A 22,223-nucleotide genomic window follows, 5' to 3' on the forward strand; every position below is an offset into this window, starting at 1 on the left:
TCCACTCCAGCCAGCATCTTGAATCACAAAACAGATAAATCTGGAATCCCCTTTGATTCCGTCAAAGGGGGAACCGCTCTAGCTGAAAGTCGAGGCATGGCTGTGAGGGCCACGCGGGATAGGAGGGGGTTATACGGCGGAGCGTATCTTCCAGTTTATTCGCTGAAGCGCATATTGAAATTTATCTTCGGAAGCGTATATCTCATAGCTAGAGAGGTACGCTGTGGACCAAATCGCCCGAACGCCCAAGCAACTCGGAGATGCCATCCGCCGGCAGCGCCGCAAACTCGGCCTGAATCAGACGACTGTCGGGGAGCGCACGATGCTGCGCCAAGCCACCATCTCGGCCGTCGAGAATGGTGCGCCCGGGACACAGCTCGGAACGCTTTGCGACATTCTCGCAGCGCTCGACCTTGAATTGGTTGTCCGCTCTCGGACCAGGGCAAATTCGACCGAGATCGAGGACGTCTTCTGATGGCTCGTCCGCGGCGGCACCTCCCGCTCAATGTCTTCTTGAACAGCCGTCTCGTCGGGCGGCTGAATAGACAATCCAGCGGCGCGATCGATTTTCAGTATGATCCGTCCTGGCTTGCCTGGGAGCACGCGCTACCAGTCTCGCTGTCTCTGCCTCTACGCGAAGATCGCTATATCGGTGCACCGGTCGTTGCCGTCTTCGACAATCTTTTGCCCGACAGCATCCCGATTCGCCGCCGTATGGCGGAACGTGTTCATGCTCAAGGGATAGATGCCTACGACTTGCTTGCCGCTGTCGGACGGGATTGTGTCGGCGCACTGCAATTCCTGCCGGATGATGTCGAGCCGGGCCCCGCCGGTATCGTCGACGGCAAACCCGTTGACGATACCGAGATTGCTCGTCTCCTCCGCGAACTGGCATCGGCCCCCCTCGGGCTCGGCGAGGATGAGGATTTCCGGATCTCGATCGCTGGCGCTCAGGAAAAGACTGCGCTCTTGTTCTGGAAAGGACGTTGGTACAAGCCGCTGGCGACGACTGCTACAACACACATCCTCAAGCCACAGATTGGACGCTTGCCAAACGGCATCGATCTTTCCTTCAGTGTTGAAAACGAATTTTTCTGCCTCAAGATGACAGCCGCCCTAGGGCTCCCGTGCGCCGTCGCCGCAATCGAGGAGTTCGAAGGCAATCGCGTGCTCGTAGTCGAACGTTTCGATCGCCGATGGACGAGTGACAACCGTCTCCTGCGCTTGCCCCAGGAAGACTGCTGCCAGGCTTTGTCTGTGCCTCCGTCGCTGAAATACGAATCCGATGGCGGGCCTGGGGTTCCGGCTATCCTTGGTCTGATGAAGGGAAGCGACCAACCGGAGCTAGATCAAGCTGCGGTTCTGAAGGCCGTGGTCGCCTTTTGGCTTCTCGGCGCCACAGATGGGCATGCCAAGAATTTTAGCGTCTTTCTTTCTCCCGGCGGCCGGTTCCGCATGACGCCGTTATATGATGTGATCTCAGCGCAGACCAGCCTTGATGCGGGACAGATCAGGCGCAACAAGATGAAGTTGGCGATGGCTATAGGCGACGCACGCCACTACCTTATCGATAGCGTCTTGCCGCGCCATTTCTTCCAGACCGCCGCCAAGGCAGGAATTGGTCCAAAACCCGTCACGGCGATCTTTGACGAGCTGCGCCAACAGGCGCTAACGGCAATTGAATTAGTTTCTGCATCACTCCCAAAGGGTTTCCCTTCGCAAGTCGCGGATGCCATTAGCAATGGGGTCAAAGCTCGCGTGCGCAGACTGGAAGAGGTGTGATGCTGAAGATCGAGGCACAACCAGACTGATAGCCATTGGGACGGTCCAATTGATCTTCCGTAGCAGCAGCAACGCCGCGCGGGATGTAATCAACCCAAGGACTTGCCAGCCTGTAACTTTCTAACCAGGCCAATCAGCTGATTCAGATCAGGGCGTGTGCAGTGACGCGTCCGCGGTCACGCGCTCGATGGCGCGCATCAGGCGCGCCGCGGCAGCCGGCTCGCCGAGATGCTCCAGCATCATCACCGCCGACCAAAACGTGCCGACCGGATTGGCGATGCCCTTGCGTGTGATGTCGAAGGCCGAGCCGTGGATCGGCTCGAGCATCGACGGAAACCGCCGCTCAGGGTTGAGGTTCGCAGTCAGCGCGATGCCGATCGATCCGGCAAGTGCCGCCGAAATATCCGACAGTATATCGGCGTGAAGATTGGTCGCTACGATCGTGTCGAGCGAGCGCGGATTGAGCGTCATGCGCACCGTCATCGCGTCGACCAGCATTTTGTCCCGTGCGACATCCGGGAAATCGGCCGCGACCTCACGGGCGATGTCGTCCCAATGGCCGCAATCCTGTAGCTTCGCGTTGGTCCGGTCTCCCCTTGTGGCGCTAAACTCCGATGGACCACGTGGTCTTGGCAGACCGAATGTCGCCGTTACCGAAAATGTTCAATCAAACCGTTCAGCAGGAGCAGCAACGCCCCAGCGACAACAGCCGCGGCAGCATCGTCCAGCATGATGCCGGCCCCACCCCTTAGCTTGTCATGCATGATACGGATGGGCCAAGGCTTGACGACGTCGAAAAACCGGAAAGCAAGGAAGCCTGCTGCCCACCAGAGTGGGTCGAGTGGCAGCATGGAAAGTGTCACGGCGGCGCCGAAGGTCTCATCGATGACGACGATCTGCGGGTCCTCCGTCCCGGTACGGGAGATGACATGCGATGACGCCCATACGCCGACGGCGAACAGGGCCGCATAGGCAAGCACGGTCAGCCAAGGCGATGCAGGTATCAGAGCTGCGGCAACAGCCACTCCAACCATTGCGCCGGCCGTGCCCGGCCATATTGGAGATAATCCCGCGCCAAGAGAGGTCGCGAGCAGGTAGGCAAACTTGGGTGAAAATTTATGCATCGAGTTTCGGCCGGCTTCCGACGGATGGCAAGCAATCATAGTCACATCGTTCGGGTGCGGCCGCCAGACCGCCGGTCGATTTGCGCCGTCAGCTTGGCGAGCACCTTAATCCGCCGGCCGCATCCGCCAAAAAGAAATCGCTGTTGAGCCAGTTCTCCGTCTGCGTTGACCAAGTCGAACGCTGGCGACGGTGGAACAAACCCGCAAATTGCTGGTAAAGCTCGGTGAAACGACATCATCAGAGGAGCCGCCATGATCGCCGGTCTCATGAAAAGTCGCATCGACCCGCTATGGGAGCAGGCCGCCTCTCCGCTGATCGGGATCGGCATGACGCCGAACCAGGTTACGGCCAGCGGGCTCGCGCTCGTCGCTTTGTCGTCGGCCGCCTATGTCTATCACCATTCAAGTCTTGCCTTTGGCCTTTGCCTGGCGTTTGCCTTCACCTTCGACGCGCTGGACGGTGCGGTCGCCCGCCGGACAAATATGAGCACCAAGGCCGGTGGCTATTTCGACGCTGTCGTCGACCGCTATCAGGAATTGGCCGTCTTTGCGGCTATCGGCTGGGTCGCCGATCTGTGGGCGATCGCAATGTTCGCGTTCGCCGGCGGGATCCTCACCAGTTACGCCAAGGCGCGGACGGCGCTGGAAATCCCTGTGGAAAACGATGGTTGGCCGGATTTCTTCGAGCGAATGGAACGTCTGGTGTTCATTTGCGTGCTGCTCGCCGCCGACGGAGTCGCGACCGCCATGGGTGCGGCTTCGCCCTGGATTCTGGCGGGCGGGTTCGCGCTTTACGCAGTGCTGGCCAACGCGACAGCGCTGCAACGGATCAGCCGCGCATTTGCGATGCTGAAACGAGCCGACGGGAAGCAGCCGTGAGACCGCTAGAACGCGAGCATCGTATCGACCGCCGTGGCTTTTCCAACAAAGTCGCGTCAGCGCCAGCCCAAGCCAGGGGCGACATGGGTCAGGATCGCCTCGATGGCATGGACATTGTAGTCGACACCGAGCTGGTTGGGGACTGTGAGCAGCAGCGTATCGGCCTCAGCGATGGCTTCGTCGCCCTTTAGCTGCTCGATCAGGACGTCCGGCTCGGCGGCATAGGAGCGGCCGAACACGGCAAGCCTGTCTGCCTCGATATAGCCGAACTGATCTCCGCCCTGGTTGCCGCCGAAATAGGCGCGGTCGCGATCGTCGACCAGCGCAAAAATGCTGCGGCTCACCGACACCCGCGGCTCGCGCGTGTGGCCGGCCGCCTTCCAGGCTTCGCGAAAAGCCCTGATCTGTTCGGCTTGCTGGATGTGAAACGGCTTTCCGCCTTCATCGAATTTGAGCGTGGAACTCTGCAGGTTCATCCCAAGTTTCGCCGCCCATTCTGCGGTGGCGTTTGTGGCGGCGCCCCACCAGATGCGCTCGCGCAGGCCCTCCGAGTGTGGCTCGACGCGAAGCAGGCCAGGCGGGTTGGGAAACATCGGCCGCGGGTTGGGCTGCGCAAAGCCTTTGCCCAGCAACACTTCGAGCATCACTCCGGTGTGTCTGCGGGCCACGTCGGCATCGCTCTCGCCCTCTTGCGGGGCGTAGCCGAAGTAGCGCCATCCCTCGATTACCTGCTCCGGAGAGCCGCGGCTGATGCCCAGCTGCAGACGCCCTCCGGCGATTAGATCGGCGGCGCCGGCGTCCTCGGCCATATAGAGCGGGTTCTCGTAACGCATGTCGATCACCGCCGTGCCGATCTCGATTCGGCTGGTCTTCGCCCCAACCGCTGCCAGCAGCGGGAAAGGCGAGGCGAGCTGGCGCGCGAAGTGATGCACGCGAAAATACGCGCCGTCCGCACCCAGCTCCTCGGCCGCGACCGCCAGCTCGACGGACTGCAAAAGCGCGTCGGATGCCGTCCGCGTCTGCGATTGCGGCGAGGGCGTCCAGTGCCCGAACGAGAGGAAACCAATCTTCTTCATGAAATAGCCAGCCTAGAGGGAAGACAGGTGCAGACTATGCTTCGGCGCAGAGCAAAGCATCCCGAAATCGGAACCGACCGCCCCAGTTTGAGGTGAACGGTCCGTTGTTGATGAGCGATCCGTCAATGCCGAGCCTGTTGCCGGCGCGAGCGCATCTAGGAAGGTGCCGCGAAGGCGAGCAATATCGCGATTAGGATCAATAGCGGTCCCATCCATTTAAAGTGGGTCCCAAAGTTGGTCCACCATGCCTGCTGCTGGCCGGGTCGAGCTTGAGACGGGTCCGCGAGAAATCCGAAACCAACGCCAGCCATCCACAACCCGACGCAGAACATGATGAACTCGTCGATGTAATCCGCGACCACTCTCTCAAACTTTCGAATTTATGCCGCCGCCACATGCGCCGAATTCGAACCGATATAGTTACGGATCGTTTCGATGATCCGGTCCTGGTCGGCCTCGCTCAGATAGGGATGCATCGGCAGGCACAGGATGCGCTTCGGCAGCTCTTCCGAAACCGCAAGACCGGTCGGCGTGCGCGGATAATCGCGATAGGCAATCTGGCTGTGCAACGGCTTCACATAGTAGATGACCGACGGAATGCCCTTATCTCCGAGATGTGCCTTGAGCCCGTCGCGCTTCGGCGTTTCGATGGCGTATTGCGCCCAGGCCGAGCGGCCGCCGCCCAGATTACGCGCCGCCTTGACGATATCGCCGAGACCTTCGGCATAGCGATTGGCGACCGCTTGCCGCGCCACCATCTCGTCTTCGAGGATGGCCAGCTTCTCGATCAGGATCGCCGCCTGCAGCGTGTCGAGCCGCGAGTTGATGCCAATGCGAACATTGTCGTATTGCGTCTCGCCCTTGCCGTGGAAGGCGAACGAGCGCAGCTGTTCGGCCAGCGCATCGTCATTGGTGAACATCGCACCGCCGTCGCCGTAGCAGCCGAGCGGTTTTGCCGGATAGAAGCTGGTCGAGCCGACGGTGCCGAACGAGCCGCACATCTTGCCGTCAGCCGAGCCGCCGGTCGCCTGCGCCGCATCCTCGATGACCATCAGGCCTTCGCGATTGGCGATGGCCATGATCGCCTCGTAATCGGCGGCGAGGCCGAACAGGTCGACGGGAATGATTGCCTTCGGCGTCAGCCGGCCTTCCGCCTTGATCATGGCGATTGCCGCCTCGAGGCTTGCGATGTCGATATTGTAGCTGTCGGCATCGACATCGATGAACACCGGTTCGGCTTTGGTCAGCGCCACCACTTCGGCTGTGGCGGCGAAGGTGAAGCTCGGCACGAACACCGCGTCGCCCGGGCCGATGCCGGCAGCAAACAGCGGCAGCAGCAGCGCGTCCGTGCCGTTGGCGCAAGCGACTACATGCTTGGTGCCGATATAGGCGGCGAGCTTGTTTTCGAATTCGGTGACCTGAGGTCCGAGAATATAGCGGCCCTCGTCGACAACCTGGTTGATTGCCGCTTTCAGCCTGTCGCGGATGCGTTCGCGCTGCGCCCCAAGATCGATGAACTGCATGTCGGCCTCAAACGGTTTTAGCCAGATAACCGGCCGCTGGTAGCAGACTTGGCACGGCCGAGAAAGCCGCGGGGCAAAACCCTGAATTGCTCAAGTGTCGCAGCCTGTTACCTCTGATTTCCGATCTGCCCTCTTAAACACGGGGAAATCCGGGCTTCGGCCTGCTTGATGTGGCCTTTGTATCCCGCCCCACTAGCTGGGCGAAACATAAAGTGATCGCTGGCAAGCAGGTCTATGAGGCTGTTGCCAGCCGGTCAGGCGATTTCATGCCGCCATGGCGGGTTGGCACCGGCCCGCGACACCGTCACCGCCGCGGCTTTGGCGCCGAGCGTCAGCGCCTTATGGATGGCTTCTTCCGGCAGGCTGGCGATTGCCGTCTTCGACAGCAGGCCCTGCTCGTGCAAGGAGGCAAGGATGCCGGCATTGAACGTGTCGCCGGCGCCGACCGTATCGACCACCTTGACCTTGTCCGGCACGACCGTGACCTTGTGCTCTCTGCTATAGCCAACCGCGCCCTCGCTGCCATGGGTGACGACGATCAGCTTTGGGCCGCGATCCAGCCAGTTGCGGACGACGTCCTCATGCGAGCCAGCTTCGCCGAACCAGTTCAAATCCTCGTCCGACAGTTTCACGATGTCGGCCATCGCCATCATGCTGCGGATGCGCCTGAGGTGCCTGGCCTTGTCGGGAATGAAGTTTGGCCGGATGTTGGGGTCGAGCATCATCACGCGGCGCTCATGCTCGCGCCGCATGAACTCCTCATAGGCCGATCCGGCCGGTTCCGAGATCAGGCTGATGGCGCCAAACAGCATCGCCTCGATCTCGCTGCCGAGTTCCGGCAGGTCCTCGATGGTCAGCATGCGCCCGGCCGTGTTCTCGTCGTAGAACGTGTAGGTCGCCTGGCCGTTGGTGAGCCGCACGAAGGCAAGTGTGGTCGGCCGCGGCGAGGTGTGCGCATAGGTCGAGCTGACTTTGCTGGCCCCCAGTGCCTCCCTGAACTGGCCGCCGAACAGATCCGACGACAGGCCGGAGAAGAAGCCGGCCGGCGCGCCGAGCCGGCCGAGCGCAATTGCCGAGTTGAAGACGGCGCCGCCGACGTAAGGCGCAAAGGCCGGCTCGCCCTCCGTCGTGGTGCGCGGCAGCATGTCGATCAGGGCTTCGCCACAGCAGAGGATCATGAAGTCTTGCTTTCCGGCGGATAGATCACGCCCTTGCGGATGATGATGTTGGCATAAAGCCGCGGCTCGCTCGTCGCTACGATCGCGTGCGCGGCCTTGACCCGTGCATAAAAGTCGGCGCCGGCAAGCGCAACCACCTTGCGGCCCGGCACACGCCTGGCGCAGATCGCTTCGATCTCATGATGAACCGGATCGGCGAGCAGGGGATCGCCTTTGGCCGAGGCGCGAAAAAGCGCGCCAGGCACGGCGTCGTCGACAGGCAACACGCTCAATATGGCGTCGAGCACCGGGACGAGATGATGGCCGTCGGCGCGGATCAGCCGCCGTGCCTGCTGCTCGGCCGGGTAGTTGCCGTCGACCAGGGCGATCTCGTCGCCATGGCCCATGGCGCGCAATATCGCCAGAAGCTCCGGGCCGAGCAGCGCCGGGATGCCGATCAGCATGCTCAGAAGCTCCGGGAAATCGTGGTCGAGCTGATGAGAAAGCGCTCCGATAGCGGCAGGCTGGCGCCACCTAGCGCTCGCGCATGGATGCCGACCGTTCCCTCGCGAACGCCCGGCAGCCTCAGGCCTTCGCCGTCGATCCTGCCGATAGCTTCGATGACGGCACCGACGAGCCGGCGGCGCACGGCGAGCGGCATCCATCCATCGATCACCGCGGCTTCGAAATCGATGACAGAGGACGCCGCAACGATGGCATAGGCGAGTGCCTGCGAGGCGCTGGTGATCCAGTCGTCGAGCTCGGCGCCGATCTCGCCCCAGTCCTCCGGTGAGGTCCACAGATGCGAGGCCTCGACGCCGCGCGCGTTGAGCGCCTTTTCCAGCATGGCGATCGACGCCACGTCGATCAGCTGGGTCGGCTTGCCGTCCGGCCCGGGCACCGGCATCGAGCCCAGCGCGCCGGCATTGCCGGTTGGGCCGCCAAAAAGCCGGCCATTGAGCACGATGCCGCCGCCGGCAAAGGCGCCGATATAGAAATAGACGAAATCGCGCGCCGCGCCCGCCGCCTGGCCGAACACGAGCTCGGCGCCGCAGGCCGACGTGGCGTCGTTTTGCAGATAGACTGGAAATTCGCATTGCGCCTGGATATCGGCGCGAATATCGCGATGGCGCCATTCGTCCATGATTTCGCGCGGCGCGCCGGCGGTGTCGGCCCAGTTCCACAATTCGAACGGCATGGCGATGCCAAGCCCGGCGATGCGTTTGTCCTGCGCAGGGGTGAGTTCGCCGCGCATCTTCTTCATACCGCTTGTGACGAATTCCACCGTCTCGCGCGGCGCCGGATAGCGGTAGGAATGCTGCAGCATCGAGCGTACGTTGCCGAGGAAATCGATCAGCACCAGTTCGGCGCTACGGCGGCCGATCTTCAGGCCGATGAAATAGGCGCCGTCGGGATTGAGCGCCATGGGTATCGAGGGCTGTCCGATCTTGCCGCGCAACGGCGCCTGGCGGACGAGCAGGTCGTCCTCCTCCAACTCGCGCATGATGACCGAGACTGTCTGCGCCGAAAGGCCCGTCATGCGTGCAATGTCGGATTTGGCCAGGCTGCCGTGCTGGCGCACCAGCGACAGCACCAGCCGCTCATTGTGGTCCCGCATGCCGCTTTGATTGGTGCCGCGGTGCAGGCGGCTTTCGGCCGCATCGGGCGAGCCGTGCCTCGTAATGCCGGTCTCCACCCCTGTTCCTCCCGTCGTTTCCCCTCAATGCTTTTGGTCTAGAGTGAGTGAACAATCCAGCGTTGTCAATAATAAATAAGAGTGATTTAATTATTGACAGTGCTGGCGGACTGGTGTCTCTTGAGGTCGGCGCCGACACTGGGAGATTTCGTCGGACGCGCTGCAGATGCCGGTTGGCCGGCATCCTAAATGGTTCCATGGGAGGAAAATCGTGACCACGTCAAAACTGTTGAAATCCACCGTGTTTGCCGCGGCCGGACTGAGCCTGATGGCCTTTGCTTCGACGGCATCGGCCGCCGGGGTCGGCGCCTGCTTGATCACCAAGACCGACACCAATCCTTTCTTTGTCAAGATGAAGGAAGGTGCCGCCGCGAAAGCCAAGGAAATCGGTGTCGATCTGAAAGCCTATGCCGGCAAGGCGGAAGGTGACAATGAGGGCCAGGTTGCGGCGATCGAATCCTGCATCGCCGACGGCGCCAAGGGCATTTTGATCACCGCCACCGACACTGCGGCCATTGTGCCGGCGGTGAAGAAGGCGCGCGATGCAGGGGTGCTGGTGATCGCTCTCGACACGCAGCTCGAGCCTGCCAACGCCGCGGATGCGACGTTTGCGACCGATAATTTCAAGGCCGGCGAGCTTATCGGCTCCTGGGCAAAGGCTACCTTGGGCGACAAGGCCAAGGACGCGCACATCGCTTATATGGATCTGATCGCCAGCCAGCCCTCCGTCGACGTGCAGCGTGATCAGGGCTTCATGAAGGGCTTCGGCATCGACCTCGGCGATCCCAAGAAGATCGGCGACGAAACCGACGCACGCAACGTCTGTCATGATCTGTCGAGCGGCAATGAGGATGGCGGGCATACTGCCATGGAGAATTGCCTGCAGAAGGATCCGGATATCAACGTCGTCTACACCATCAACGAACCTGCGGCCGCGGGCGCCTACCAGGCGCTGAAGGCCGTCGGCAAGGAGAAGGACGTCCTGATTGTCTCGGTCGATGGCGGCTGCCCCGGTGTCAAGAACGTTGCCGAGGGCGTGATCGGCGCCACTTCACAACAATATCCACTGCTCATGGCCTCGCTCGGCATCGAAGCGATCAAGACCTTTGCCGACACCGGCAAGAAGCCGGAGCCGTCGCCCGGTCTGGATTTCTACAACACCGGCGTCACGCTGATCACCGACAAGCCTGCCGCCGGCATCGAATCCATCGACACGAAGCAAGGCCTCAGCAAGTGCTGGGGTTGATTTGATCCCCTGATCGGCTCAACTTCAAACAACAATAGAGAATGTGGAGCGGTTTCGGCCGCTCCACATCACAGGCGGGGAGGCCGACTTGAGCGTCGAAACAACCAAGAGCAAGGGACCGCAGGAATTCGAGACGGTCCTGGCCGCCAGCGACGCCAGCGTCGCTTCATTCGAGACGCATTCCCGCTCGACATTGGAGAGCATCCAGCACCGCTTGCACAAAAGCCCCGCCATGGTGCCGCTGATCATCCTGCTCATCTCGGTGGTTCTGTTCGCAGTCGTCGTCGGTGGCCGCTTCTTTTCTCCCTTCACCCTCACCCTGATCCTCCAGCAGGTGGCGATAACCGGCATGGTCGGCATCGCGCAGACACTGGTGGTGCTCACCGCCGGCATCGACCTGTCAGTCGGCGCCATCATGGTGCTGAGCTCGGTTGTTATGGGCCAGTTTGCCATGCATTACGGTGTTCCAGCGCCGGTCGCCGTTGCCGTCGGGCTGCTTGTCGGCGCGATTTGCGGCTTGATCAACGGCATTCTCATCGCCTGGGTGAAACTGCCGCCCTTCATCGTGACGCTCGGCACCTGGTCGATCTACGCTGCCATCAACTTCATCTATTCCGGCAACGAGACCATCCGCAGCCAAGATCTCGAGGCGACGGCACCGCTGCTGCAGTTTTTCGGCGGCTCGTTCAGGATCGGCGGCGCCGTCTTCACCTATGGCGTGCTGTTGGTGCTGATCATGGGGGCAATTGCCTGGTACGTGCTCAATCACACGGCATGGGGCCGGCATGTCTACGCAGTCGGCGACGACCCGGAAGCCGCGGAACTGTCGGGGGTGCGCGTCAGCCGGATGCTGGTCACGGTCTATACGCTGACTGGCATCATTTGTGCCATCGCCGGCTGGGCCTTGATCGGACGCATCGGATCGGTCTCGCCGCAGGCCGGGCAGTTCGAGAACATCAATTCGATTACCGCCGTGGTGATTGGCGGCACATCACTGTTCGGCGGCCGCGGTTCCATCCTCGGGACCATCTTCGGTGCGCTGATCGTCGGGGTGTTCGCGCTCGGCCTCAGGCTTTGGGGGACAGATCCTCAATGGACGCAATTGTCCGTCGGCGCCCTCATCATCATCGCTGTTGGTATCGACCAGTGGATCAGGAAGATCTCGGCATGAACCAGACTCAGGAACCGATCCTTACCGCCCGCAGCCTGGTCAAACGCTACGGTCGCGTCACTGCCCTCGACAATGCCGATTTCGATCTCTATCCGGGCGAAATCCTTGCTGTCATCGGCGACAACGGCGCCGGCAAGTCGTCGCTTATCAAGGCGATTTCCGGAGCCGTCACCCCCGACGAAGGCGAGATCCGGCTTGAAGGCAAGCCTATTGCCTTCAAATCGCCGATGGAGGCCCGCGAAGCCGGCATCGAGACCGTCTACCAGAACCTGGCGCTGTCGCCGGCGCTGTCCATCGCCGACAACATGTTCCTCGGCCGCGAGATCCGCAAGCAGGGCTTTCTTGGCAGCTGGCTGCGCATGCTCGACCGTCCGGCGATGGAAAAGCGCGCCCGCGACAAGCTGACCGAACTTGGCCTGATGACCATCCAGAACATCAGCCAGGCGGTGGAAACGCTCTCCGGCGGTCAACGCCAGGGCGTGGCAGTGGCGCGCGCCGCCGCCTTTGGCAGTCGGGTGGTGATCATGGATGAGCCGACGGCAGCACTTGGCGTCAAGGAGAGCCGCCGCGTCCTCGAATTGATCCTCGACGTGAAGAAGCGAGGCCTGCCGATCGTGCTGATTTCACACAATATGCCGCATGTCTTCGAGGTGGCGGACCGCATTCACATTCATCGGCTCGGCCGTCGCCTGTGCGTCATCGATCCGAAGCAGTATACGATGTCCGACGCAGTCGCCTTCATGACCGGCGCCAAGGTGCCGCCGGAAGCGGCCCTGGCGGCTTGAGCAAGAACTTGAGGCCCATCGCCGAGGGGCCCAAACGCGCTGTTTCAAAATACCAAATTGCCGCAGGGCAACCCGGCTTGCGGTCGCCTGAATCGATTGAACATTCGGTGAGATGCATTAGCATTGGCAGAGATGGTGAAAGCCGCATGATCCTGGCAACGTCACGAGAGGCAGCATGACGCGCGCGATGACAACCGAAGCTCCTCTGCCCACGCTCGAAAACCCGGATCCCAAGACGCTCGCCGACGAAGTCTTGCAGGCCCTCAAATACAGGGTCGGCAAGGGCACCAACGTTGCAACCCAGTACGACTGGCTCACCGCCTCGATCAAGGTTGTGCGCGACCGCATCGTCGATCACTGGATGCAGGCGACCCAAGAGGCCTACGCCCAGCAGGAAAAGCGCGTCTACTACCTGTCGCTGGAATTCCTCATCGGCCGCCTGATGCGCGATGCCTTCTCCAATCTCGGCCTGATGGACAACATGCGCGAGGCGCTTTCGTCGCTTGGCGTCGACCTCGACATCATTGCAGCGCTCGAACCTGACGCTGCCCTTGGCAATGGCGGGCTTGGCCGGCTCGCCGCCTGCTTCATGGAAAGCATGGCGACCGTCAATATACCCGCGCATGGCTACGGCATCCGCTACGCCAACGGCATGTTCCGGCAGGAGATCCATGACGGGTGGCAGGTGGAGCTGCCCGAGACATGGCTCGATCACGGCAACCCCTGGGAGTTCGAGCGTCGCGAACGCTCCTTCGAGGTCGGCTTCGGCGGCTCGGTGGAATCGGTCACCTCGAAGGACGGCCGGCTCGAGCGCCACGTCTGGAAGCCGACCGAACATGTTCTGGCAGTCGCCTATGATACGCCGGTTGTCGGCTGGCGGGCCAACCGCGTCAATACGCTGCGCCTGTGGTCCGGCATGCCGGTCGACCCGATCCTGCTCGACAAGTTCAACGCCGGCGATCACATCGGCGCGCTCGCCGAAAGCAACAAGGCCGATGCGTTGTCGCGCGTCCTTTACCCGGCCGATTCCCACAAGGCGGGCCAGGAGTTGCGGCTCAGGCAGGAGTATTTCTTCTCCACCGCCTCGCTGCAGGACATCGTCCAGCGTCATCTCAGCCAGTATGGCGACCTGCAATCGCTGCCCGACAAGGCGGCGATCCATCTCAACGACACCCATCCCGCGATCGCCGTAGCCGAGCTGATGCGCCTGTTGATGGATGTCCACGGCATGGATTTCGATCAGGCCTGGAGCATCACCAAGCGCACCTTCGGCTACACCAACCACACGCTGCTTCCCGAGGCGCTAGAAAGCTGGCCCGTGCCGCTGTTCGAGCGGCTGTTGCCGCGCCACATGCAGATCGTCTACGCCATCAACGCCGAGGTGCTGCTCGAGGCGCGCGCCTCCGACCAGTTCTCGGACGAGCAGATCAGCCGCATCTCGCTGATCCAGGAAAATGGCGATCGCCGCGTGCGCATGGGCAACCTGGCCTTTGTCGGCTCGCACTCGATAAACGGCGTCTCGGCACTGCACACGGAATTGATGAAGGAGACGGTGTTTGCCGATCTCCACAGGCTCTACCCGGACCGCATCAACAACAAGACCAACGGGATCACGCCGCGGCGCTGGCTGATACAGTGCAATCCCGGCCTCACGGCACTCACCCGAGAGGCGATCGGCGACGGTTTCCTCGACGACATCAACGAGATAAACCGGCTTGATCCTTTCGCCGAGGACGCCGCCTTCCGCGACAAGTTCGCCGCTGTCAAACGGGCGAACAAGACGAGGCTTGCCAATCTCGTTGCCGACCGGCTCGGTATCAAGGTCGACCCCTCGGCGCTGTTCGACATCCAGGTCAAGCGCATCCACGAATACAAGCGCCAGCTCTTGAACATTCTCGAAGCGGTCGCGCTTTACGACCAGATCCGCTCGCATCCGGAGCGCGACTGGATGCCCCGCGTCAAATTCTTCGGCGGCAAGGCGGCGCCCAGCTATCACAACGCCAGGCTGATCATCAAACTTGCCAACGACGTCGCCCGGGTCATCAACCGCGACCCGGCGGTGCGCGGTTTGCTGAAAGTGGTGTTCGTGCCGAACTACAATGTCAGCCTTGCCGAGATCATGATGCCGGCCGCCGATCTTTCGGAGCAGATATCGACCGCCGGCATGGAAGCGTCCGGCACCGGCAACATGAAGTTCGCGCTGAACGGCGCGCTGACCATCGGCACGCTCGACGGCGCCAACGTCGAGATCAAGGAATGCGTCGGCGACGACAACATCTTCATCTTCGGCCTGACCACAGAGGAAGTCGCCGAGCGGCGCAACAATGCTTATGATCCGCGCGTCGTAATCGAGGGATCGCCTGAATTGGCGCAGGCGCTTGCCGCGGTGTCGTCCGGGGTCTTTTCGCCTGACGATCCGGACCGTTATCGCGACCTGATCAACGGCCTTTATCAGAGCGACTGGTTCATGGTCGCTGCGGATTTCGATGCCTACGCCGCCACCCAGCGCGACGTCGATGCCGTCTGGCGCAACAGCCCGGACTGGTACGCCAGAGCGATCCGCAATGTCGCCCGCGTCGGCTGGTTCTCGTCCGACCGCACGATCCGCCAATATGCGAAAGACATCTGGCACGTGCCCGCCTGATGTGATTGCATGAGACCAGGAACAATGTGGCCCTAGTGGAGTGATTTGACCTTCGCATCCCTTGGAAGGTCAGGCGGCCTGCGACTGTCGAATTCAAAACTTCACTAGAAACACACACTTGGTGCCCGAGGAGGGACACTGCCTGATGAGCAAGCCGCGCGCGACCGTTGCGACAAGCGGGCCGGACGGACTGGCGCCAGCCGACGATGTCGCGGCGATTGTCGCCGGCACGCATGGCGACCCGTTCGCCGTGCTCGGCGTGCATGAGGCGGGGAAGGGCTTTGTCGCCCGCTGCTTCGTCCCTCATGCCGAGTTCGTCACCGCCTATACGCTGACCGGCAAAAAGGCCGGCGAGCTGTCGAGACGCGACGACCGCGGCTTCTTCGAAGGCAGACTGTCGCTGCGCAAACGCCAGCCGCTACGCTATCATGCCAGGAATTCCGGCGGTGACTGGTGGCTGACCGATCCATATTCCTTCGGCCCCGTGCTCGGTCCGCTGGACGACTATTACATCGCCGAAGGGTCGCATCTCAGGCTGTTCGACAAGCTCGGCGCCCATCTCATCGACCATGAAGGTGCATCGGGCGTGCATTTCGCCGTATGGGCGCCCAATGCAAGGCGCGTCTCGGTGGTCGGCGACTTCAACGAGTGGGACGGCCGCAGGCACACCATGCGCGACCGCCGCGATACCGGCATCTGGGAGCTGTTCATTCCCGACATCGGCGCTGGCCGCCCGTATAAATATGAGATCATCGGGCCGGATGGCGTGAGATTGCCGCTCAAGGCAGATCCGTTCGCCTTCAAGTCCGAACTGCGCCCGGCCACCGCCTCGGTGACGGCGCTGCCGCCGGCGCACGAATGGGGCGACGAGGCGCACCGGAACTACTGGCGCAATGCCGACCACAGGCGCGAAGCCGTATCGATCTACGAGGTCCATGCCGGGTCATGGCGGCTTCACGACGACGGCAGCTTCCTGTCGTGGGACGAACTCGCCGACAGGCTGATCCCTTACGTGGTCGAGACCGGTTTTACCCACATCGAATTCATGCCGATCTCCGAGCACCCCTATGACCCGTCCTGGGGCTACCAGACGACCGGTCTCTATGCGCCGACTGCCCGCTTTGGCGATCCGGACGGTTTTGCCCGCTTCGTCGACGGTGCCCACCGTGCAGGCATCGGCGTCATCCTCGACTGGGTGCCGGCGCATTTCCCGGTTGACGAACACGGTCTGGCAAAGTTCGACGGTACCGCGCTCTATGAGCATGCCGACCCGCGCAAGGGCTTCCATCCCGACTGGAACACCGCGATCTACAATTTTGGTCGTCGCGAGGTGGTCTCGTTCCTTGTCAACAATGCGTTGTTCTGGGCCGAGAAATATCACGTCGACGGTCTGCGCGTCGATGCGGTCGCCTCGATGCTTTATCTCGATTATTCGCGTAAGACCGGTGAATGGATTCCCAACGAGAAAGGCGGGCGCGAGAACCTCGAAGCGGTCAGCTTCCTGCAGCGTATGAACAAGGAGGTCTACGGCCATCATCCGGGCGTGATGACCATCGCCGAGGAATCGACCTCGTGGCCGAAAGTCTCGCAGCCGGTGCATGAAGGCGGACTGGGCTTCGGTTTCAAATGGAACATGGGCTTCATGCACGACACTTTGGAGTATTTCTCCAAGGAGCCGATCTTCCGCAAACATCACCACAACGACATCACCTTCGGCCTGGTCTACGCCTTCAGCGAGAATTTCGTGCTGCCGCTGTCCCATGACGAGGTGGTGCACGGCAAGGGCACGCTGCTCAACAAGATGGCCGGCGACGACTGGCAGAAATTCGCGACGCTGCGCGCCTACTACGCCTTCATGTGGGGCTATCCCGGCAAGAAGCTGTTGTTCATGGGCCAGGAGTTCGCACAGCGCCGCGAGTGGAGCGAGGCGCGCGCGCTCGACTGGAACCTGCTCGATTTCCGGCTTCACCGCGGCGTCTGGCAGACGGTGCGCGATCTGAACTATCTTTACCGCTCGCGCCCGGCGCTGCATGGCCGCGACTGCGAGCCGGAGGGCTTTTCCTGGCTGATCGTCGACGACAGCGCGAACTCGGTATTTGCCTGGCTGCGCAGCGCGCCGGGTGGCAACCCGGTCGCCGTCATTTCCAACTTCACGCCGGTGCCGCGCGACAATTACCGCGTGCCGTTACCGCAGGCCGGAAAATGGCGCGAGATCATCAACACCGATGCCACGGATTATGGCGGTTCCGGCAAGGGCAATAGCGGCGTCGTCGACGCTCAGGCGGAAGGAGGAGGCATTTCGGCGACGATGCTTTTGCCGCCGTTATCGACGATCATGCTCGAATTCGTCCCGGACTGAGCTATGTCTGGAGCATCTAACCTGGGAGGATAGGAATGGCTGAAATAAAACGAACACAGCCGCTGGCACGCGACGCCATGGCTTATGTGCTGGCCGGCGGCCGTGGCAGCCGGCTCAAGGAACTGACCGACCGCCGCGCCAAGCCGGCGGTCTATTTCGGCGGCAAGACCCGCATCATCGATTTCGCCCTCTCCAATGCGCTCAATTCCGGTATCCGCCGCCTCGGCGTCGCCACCCAGTACAAGGCGCATTCGCTGATCCGCCATTTGCAGCGCGGTTGGAACTTCTTGCGGCCCGAGCGCAACGAGAGTTTCGACATCCTGCCGGCCAGCCAGCGTGTGTCGGAAACGCAATGGTATGAGGGCACCGCCGACGCCGTGTACCAGAACATCGACATCATCGAGGCCTATGGGCCGGAATACATGGTCATCCTGGCCGGCGACCACGTCTACAAGATGGACTACGAAATGATGCTGCGCCAGCATGTCGAGGCCGGCGCCGATGTCACCGTCGGCTGCCTCGAAGTGCCGCGCATGGAAGCCACCGGCTTCGGCGTCATGCATGTCGATCCCAAGGACACCATCATCTCCTTCATCGAAAAGCCCGCCGATCCGCCGGGCATTCCCGACAAACCGGATTTCGCGCTGGCCTCGATGGGCATCTATGTGTTCAAGACCAAGTTCCTGATGGAGCAATTGCGTCGCGATGCGGCGGAACCCGGCTCCAGCCGTGACTTCGGCAAGGACATCATCCCCTACATCGTCGAGCACGGAAAGGCCATCGCCCATCGCTTCGCCAAATCCTGCGTGCGCTCGACCGCCGAGAACGAGGCCTATTGGCGCGACGTCGGCACTGTCGACGCCTATTGGGAAGCCAATATCGACCTGACCGACATCACGCCGGAACTCGACCTTTACGACCGCGACTGGCCGATCTGGACTTATGCCGAGTTGAAGCCGCCGGCAAAGTTTGTGCATGACGAGGATGGCCGCCGCGGGTCTGCCGTGTCGTCTCTCGTGTCGGGCGATTGCATCGTTTCGGGCGCTTCGCTGAAGCGAAGCCTGATCTTCACCGGCGCGCGCATCAATTCCTATTCGACGCTGGAGGAGGTCGTCATGCTGCCGGACGTCCATGTCGGCCGCAACGCCAGGCTGAAGCGCGTGGTCATCGATCACGGCGTCAGGATCCCGGAGGGTCTGGTGGTCGGCGAGGATCCCGTCCTGGACGCCAAGCGTTTCCGCGTTTCGGAAAAAGGCATCTGCCTGGTCACGCAGGACATGATCAACAGGCTGGGATCGTAGTGCATGCAGGTTCTGTCGGTGGCGCCCGAGATCTTTCCGCTGGTCAAGACCGGCGGGCTCGCCGACGTAACCGGCGCCTTACCCGTGGCATTGGCCGGCAACGGCGTCACCATGCGCACGCTCGTCCCCGGCTATCCCCAGGTGATGGGCGCCTTCAGGAAAAAGAAGGCGGTTCAGCAATATCCATTGCTGCAGGGCGGCAAGGCTTCGGTGCATGCCGTCCAGATTGCCGGGCTCGACCTGTTCGTGCTTGAAGCGCCGCATCTTTTCGACCGTCCCGGCGGTCCATATGGCAATGCGACCGGCGCCGACTGGCCGGACAATTGGCGACGGTTCGCGGCCTTGAGCCAGGTCGGCGGCGACATCGCCGGCGGCGCCATCTCGGGCTACCTGCCCGATATCGTCCATGCCCATGACTGGCAGTCGGCAATGACGCTCGCCTATATGCGCTACGGCAAGGCGATCGGCACGCCGTCGATGATCACCGTCCACAACCTCGCATTCCAGGGTCAGTTCGGCGCCGGCATCTTTGGCGAGCTTGGCCTGCCGGCGGCGGCGATGGCGCTCGACGGCGTCGAATATTATGGCGGCGTCGGCTTCCTCAAGGCCGGCCTGCAGGCTGCGTGGGCGATCACCACGGTCAGCCCGACCTATGCGCAGGAAATCCGCTTGCCCGAATTCGGCATGGGCCTCGACGGCCTGATCAATATGCGCTCCGTCGATCTCCATGGCATCGTCAACGGCATCGATACCGAGATCTGGAACCCGGAAACCGACACGCATCTGGTCTCCAACTACACGGCAAAGACGCTCAAGGCGCGAATGCTCAACAAGGCCGCGGTCGAGGATCGCTTCAGCCTCGATCGCGATGACAGCCCGATCGTCTGCGTCGTCAGCCGGCTGACCTGGCAAAAGGGCATGGACATATTGGCGGCTGCCGTCGACGGCATCGTCGCGGCAGGTGCACGGCTGGCAATCCTTGGGTCTGGCGACGCTGGGCTGGAAGGCGCGTTGCTTGCCGCCGCAGCCCGCCATCGCGGACGCATTGGCGTCGTCGTCGGCTATGACGAGGGGCTCTCCCACACCATGCAGGGCGGCTGCGACGCCATCATTATCCCGTCGCGCTTCGAACCGTGCGGGCTGACGCAGCTTTACGGCCTGCGCTATGGCTGTGTGCCGGTCGTCGCCCGCACCGGCGGCCTTGCCGACACGGTCATCGATGCCAACGAAGCCGCCATCTCGGCCGGCGTGGCGACCGGCTTCCAATTCGCGCCCGCCAATGCCGGCGCCTTGCTGCACGCCGTCCGCCGCCTTGTCGAGGCGCATGCCAATCCCGCTGTGTGGGCGTCGATGCAGCGGCAAGGCATGAAGGCCGACGTGTCGTGGGACAAAAGCGCCGAAAAATATGTCCAACTTTATCGCTTGCTGCTTTCGAAAAGGGCTGCCTGACTGATGATCCGCACTATCGCCACCAAACCCTATCCCGACCAGAAGCCCGGCACCTCCGGGCTGCGTAAAAAGGTCCCGGTGTTCCAGCAGGAGCACTATGCCGAGAACTTCATCCAGTCGATCTTCGACGCGCTGGACGGATTCGAGGGAAAAACCCTGGTGATCGGCGGCGACGGCCGCTTCTATAACCGCGAGGTCATCCAGAAGGCCATCGCCATGGCCGCGGCAAACGGCTTCGGCAAGGTGATGGTCGGGCAGGGCGGCATCCTGTCGACGCCGGCCGCTTCGCATGTTATCCGCAAATACAAGACCTTCGGCGGCATCATCCTGTCGGCCAGCCACAATCCGGGTGGCCCGCATGAGGATTTCGGCATCAAGTACAATGCCAGCAATGGCGGCCCGGCGCCGGAAAAGCTGACCGACGCGATCTTCGAAAAAACCAAGGCGATTTCGAGCTTCAAGATCGCCGATATCGGGCCGGTCGACATCGACACGATCGGCACGGTCAAGGCGGCTGACATGACCGTCGAAATCATCGATCCGGTCACCGACTATGCCGAACTGATGGAAAGCCTGTTCGATTTCGATGCCTTGCGGGCGCTGTTCAAATCGGGCTTCCGCATGCGCTTCGATGCCATGCATGCGGTGACCGGCCCCTACGCCAAGGAGATCCTCGAAAACCGGCTCGGTGCGCCGAACGGCACCGCCCGCAATTTTATCCCGCTGCCGGATTTCGGCGGCCACCATCCCGATCCCAATCTGGTGCATGCAAAACACCTCTACGACGAGATGATGGGGCCGGATGCGCCAGACTTTGGCGCTGCCTCCGACGGCGACGGCGACCGCAACCTGATCATCGGCAAGGGCATTTTCATCACCCCGTCGGATTCGGTGGCGATGCTCGCTGCCAATGCCCATCTGGCTCCGGGCTACAAGGCCGGGCTGAAAGGCATCGCCCGTTCGATGCCGACCAGCGGTGCTGCCGACCGCGTCGCCGAAAAGCTCGGCATCGGCATCTACGAGACGCCAACCGGCTGGAAGTTTTTCGGCAATTTGCTCGATGCCGGCATGGCAACGATCTGCGGCGAGGAGAGTGCCGGGACCGGCTCCAACCATGTCCGCGAAAAGGACGGCCTGTGGGCCGTGCTTTTGTGGCTCAACATCCTTGCCGTGCGCGGCGAAAGCGCCAAGCAGATCGTCACCCAGCATTGGGCGGCCTATGGCCGTAACTACTATTCGCGCCACGACTACGAGGAGGTCGAGACCGATCGCGCCAACGCGCTTGTCGACGAGCTGCGCGCCAAGCTTGGCTCGCTGCCTGGCACCAGCGTGCGCGGCATGACGATCGCCAGCGCCGATGATTTCGCCTATCACGATCCGGTTGACGGCTCGGTCAGCAAGAACCAGGGCATCAGGGCGTTGTTCGAAGGCGGCTCACGCGTCGTCTTCCGCCTGTCAGGCACCGGCACCTCGGGCGCGACGCTACGTCTTTATGTGGAGCGCTACGAGCCGGACAACAGCCGCCACGATCTCGACACCCAGGAGGCGCTTGCCGACCTGATTGCGGCCGCCGACGACATTGCCGGGATTCGCAGCCATACCGGCCGCGCCAAGCCGAGCGTGATTACGTGAGCTTGGCATCCAACTTTGTCCTCGCGCTTATCAGGAGGGTTGGACCGTATTGCCGATCGGGGTGCTGCTTTCGCGACGCAGATATTTGACAGGTCGGATGTGCTTGCGCTGGCGGATCGAATGCCTTGGAGATCGACCACAACACCTGTCGTTTCCTCATCCTGGGGCGAAGCAAGGAGCGAAGCGACGCGGCGCAGACCCCAGGATCCATGCCATGACTCCAGAGCGATGCCACGGTGCAGAATTCTGTTCGGCCGTGCACTTCGGCCGAGGCCACGGCATGGATCCAAGGGTCTTCGCGACGAAGCTTCGCTCCTGCTTCGCCCAGGGATGACGAAGTTGGAGAGGCCTGCTCGGCCAATCCCGAACCTTTGCGCTGCTCAACAACAAGGTTGGTCC

At 62.0% G+C, this 22,223-nt stretch carries 18 protein-coding genes and 1 pseudogene; 11 read left to right on the forward strand and 8 right to left on the reverse strand.

Annotated features, from left to right (window positions below; genetic code table 11):
- Positions 1–223 precede the first annotated feature (223 nt).
- Together NKI95_RS29365 and NKI95_RS29370 are read left to right on the forward strand one after the other, a co-directional pair.
- Positions 224–475, forward strand: coding sequence for a helix-turn-helix domain-containing protein (locus NKI95_RS29365; RefSeq protein ID WP_352721192.1), 252 nt, complete (start codon positions 224–226; stop codon positions 473–475).
- Complete coding sequence (locus NKI95_RS29370) at positions 475–1,782, forward strand: type II toxin-antitoxin system HipA family toxin (RefSeq protein WP_352721194.1); 1,308 nt, start codon at positions 475–477, stop codon at positions 1,780–1,782. Before NKI95_RS29365 ends, NKI95_RS29370 begins: the two co-directional genes overlap by 1 nt.
- A gap of 150 nt (positions 1,783–1,932) precedes the next feature.
- On the opposite strand, the pseudogene NKI95_RS29375 reads toward NKI95_RS29370, so the two are convergent.
- Both NKI95_RS29375 and NKI95_RS29380 read right to left on the reverse strand, forming a co-directional pair.
- Positions 1,933–2,337: pseudogene (locus NKI95_RS29375) on the reverse strand (isocitrate/isopropylmalate family dehydrogenase); the annotation flags it as partial.
- Positions 2,338–2,432: 95 nt separating this feature from the next.
- Positions 2,433–2,906 carry a phosphatidylglycerophosphatase A family protein gene (locus NKI95_RS29380; RefSeq protein WP_352721195.1) on the reverse strand — a complete coding sequence of 158 codons (474 nt, stop codon included), beginning with the start codon at positions 2,904–2,906 and terminating at the stop codon, positions 2,433–2,435.
- Positions 2,907–3,158: 252 nt separating this feature from the next.
- Between NKI95_RS29380 and NKI95_RS29385 the strand changes: the two genes are divergently transcribed.
- Entirely contained in the window at positions 3,159–3,785 is a 627-nt protein-coding gene (locus tag NKI95_RS29385; protein ID WP_352721196.1) for a CDP-alcohol phosphatidyltransferase family protein, read from the forward strand.
- Positions 3,786–3,841: 56 nt separating this feature from the next.
- Here the strand turns inward: NKI95_RS29385 and NKI95_RS29390 are convergent, their stop codons facing one another.
- The 6 genes from NKI95_RS29390 to NKI95_RS29415 form a co-directional block, all read right to left on the reverse strand.
- Positions 3,842–4,861, reverse strand: coding sequence for an LLM class flavin-dependent oxidoreductase (locus NKI95_RS29390; protein WP_352721198.1), 1,020 nt, complete (start codon positions 4,859–4,861; stop codon positions 3,842–3,844).
- A gap of 155 nt (positions 4,862–5,016) precedes the next feature.
- Entirely contained in the window at positions 5,017–5,223 is a 207-nt protein-coding gene (locus tag NKI95_RS29395; protein WP_352721199.1) for a hypothetical protein, read from the reverse strand.
- An 18-nt stretch (positions 5,224–5,241) separates the two neighbouring features.
- On the reverse strand, positions 5,242–6,384 hold the full coding sequence (locus NKI95_RS29400) for a DegT/DnrJ/EryC1/StrS family aminotransferase (protein ID WP_352721200.1): 1,143 nt from the start codon (positions 6,382–6,384) through the stop codon (positions 5,242–5,244).
- Positions 6,385–6,638: 254 nt separating this feature from the next.
- Positions 6,639–7,562, reverse strand: a complete 924-nt coding sequence (locus NKI95_RS29405; protein ID WP_352721201.1) for a carbohydrate kinase family protein — start codon at positions 7,560–7,562, stop codon at positions 6,639–6,641.
- Positions 7,559–8,005, reverse strand: coding sequence for an RbsD/FucU family protein (locus NKI95_RS29410; RefSeq protein WP_352721203.1), 447 nt, complete (start codon positions 8,003–8,005; stop codon positions 7,559–7,561). Before NKI95_RS29410 ends, NKI95_RS29405 begins: the two co-directional genes overlap by 4 nt.
- 2 nt (positions 8,006–8,007) lie before the next feature.
- Positions 8,008–9,237, reverse strand: a complete 1,230-nt coding sequence (locus NKI95_RS29415; RefSeq protein ID WP_352721205.1) for an ROK family transcriptional regulator — start codon at positions 9,235–9,237, stop codon at positions 8,008–8,010.
- Positions 9,238–9,466: 229 nt separating this feature from the next.
- Between NKI95_RS29415 and NKI95_RS29420 the strand changes: the two genes are divergently transcribed.
- The 8 genes from NKI95_RS29420 (at position 9,467) to NKI95_RS29455 (ending at position 21,824) form a co-directional block, all read left to right on the forward strand.
- Positions 9,467–10,483: a sugar ABC transporter substrate-binding protein gene (locus NKI95_RS29420; RefSeq protein ID WP_352721264.1), complete on the forward strand. Its 1,017-nt coding sequence runs from the start codon at positions 9,467–9,469 to the stop codon at positions 10,481–10,483.
- Between the two features lie 88 nt (positions 10,484–10,571).
- Positions 10,572–11,654 (forward strand): ABC transporter permease, encoded by a 1,083-nt coding sequence (locus tag NKI95_RS29425; RefSeq protein ID WP_352721207.1) that lies wholly within the window; start codon positions 10,572–10,574, stop codon positions 11,652–11,654.
- Positions 11,651–12,439 (forward strand): ATP-binding cassette domain-containing protein, encoded by a 789-nt coding sequence (locus NKI95_RS29430; protein WP_352721208.1) that lies wholly within the window; start codon positions 11,651–11,653, stop codon positions 12,437–12,439. Before NKI95_RS29425 ends, NKI95_RS29430 begins: the two co-directional genes overlap by 4 nt.
- 175 nt (positions 12,440–12,614) lie before the next feature.
- Positions 12,615–15,083: a glycogen/starch/alpha-glucan phosphorylase gene (locus NKI95_RS29435; protein WP_352721209.1), complete on the forward strand. Its 2,469-nt coding sequence runs from the start codon at positions 12,615–12,617 to the stop codon at positions 15,081–15,083.
- A 145-nt stretch (positions 15,084–15,228) separates the two neighbouring features.
- A complete protein-coding gene (gene glgB / locus NKI95_RS29440; RefSeq protein ID WP_352721211.1) occupies positions 15,229–17,442 on the forward strand; it encodes a 1,4-alpha-glucan branching protein GlgB in 2,214 nt (737 codons plus the stop codon).
- A gap of 35 nt (positions 17,443–17,477) precedes the next feature.
- A complete protein-coding gene (gene glgC / locus NKI95_RS29445) occupies positions 17,478–18,743 on the forward strand; it encodes a glucose-1-phosphate adenylyltransferase (RefSeq protein WP_254819896.1) in 1,266 nt (421 codons plus the stop codon).
- 3 nt (positions 18,744–18,746) lie between these two features.
- Positions 18,747–20,192, forward strand: coding sequence for a glycogen synthase GlgA (glgA, locus tag NKI95_RS29450; protein ID WP_352721212.1), 1,446 nt, complete (start codon positions 18,747–18,749; stop codon positions 20,190–20,192).
- Positions 20,193–20,195: 3 nt separating this feature from the next.
- Positions 20,196–21,824 (forward strand): alpha-D-glucose phosphate-specific phosphoglucomutase, encoded by a 1,629-nt coding sequence (locus tag NKI95_RS29455; protein ID WP_352721214.1) that lies wholly within the window; start codon positions 20,196–20,198, stop codon positions 21,822–21,824.
- Positions 21,825–22,223 lie beyond the last annotated feature (399 nt).

The organism is Mesorhizobium sp. M0306 (genome assembly GCF_040321655.1).
Taxonomy (GTDB): Bacteria; Pseudomonadota; Alphaproteobacteria; order Rhizobiales; family Rhizobiaceae; genus Mesorhizobium.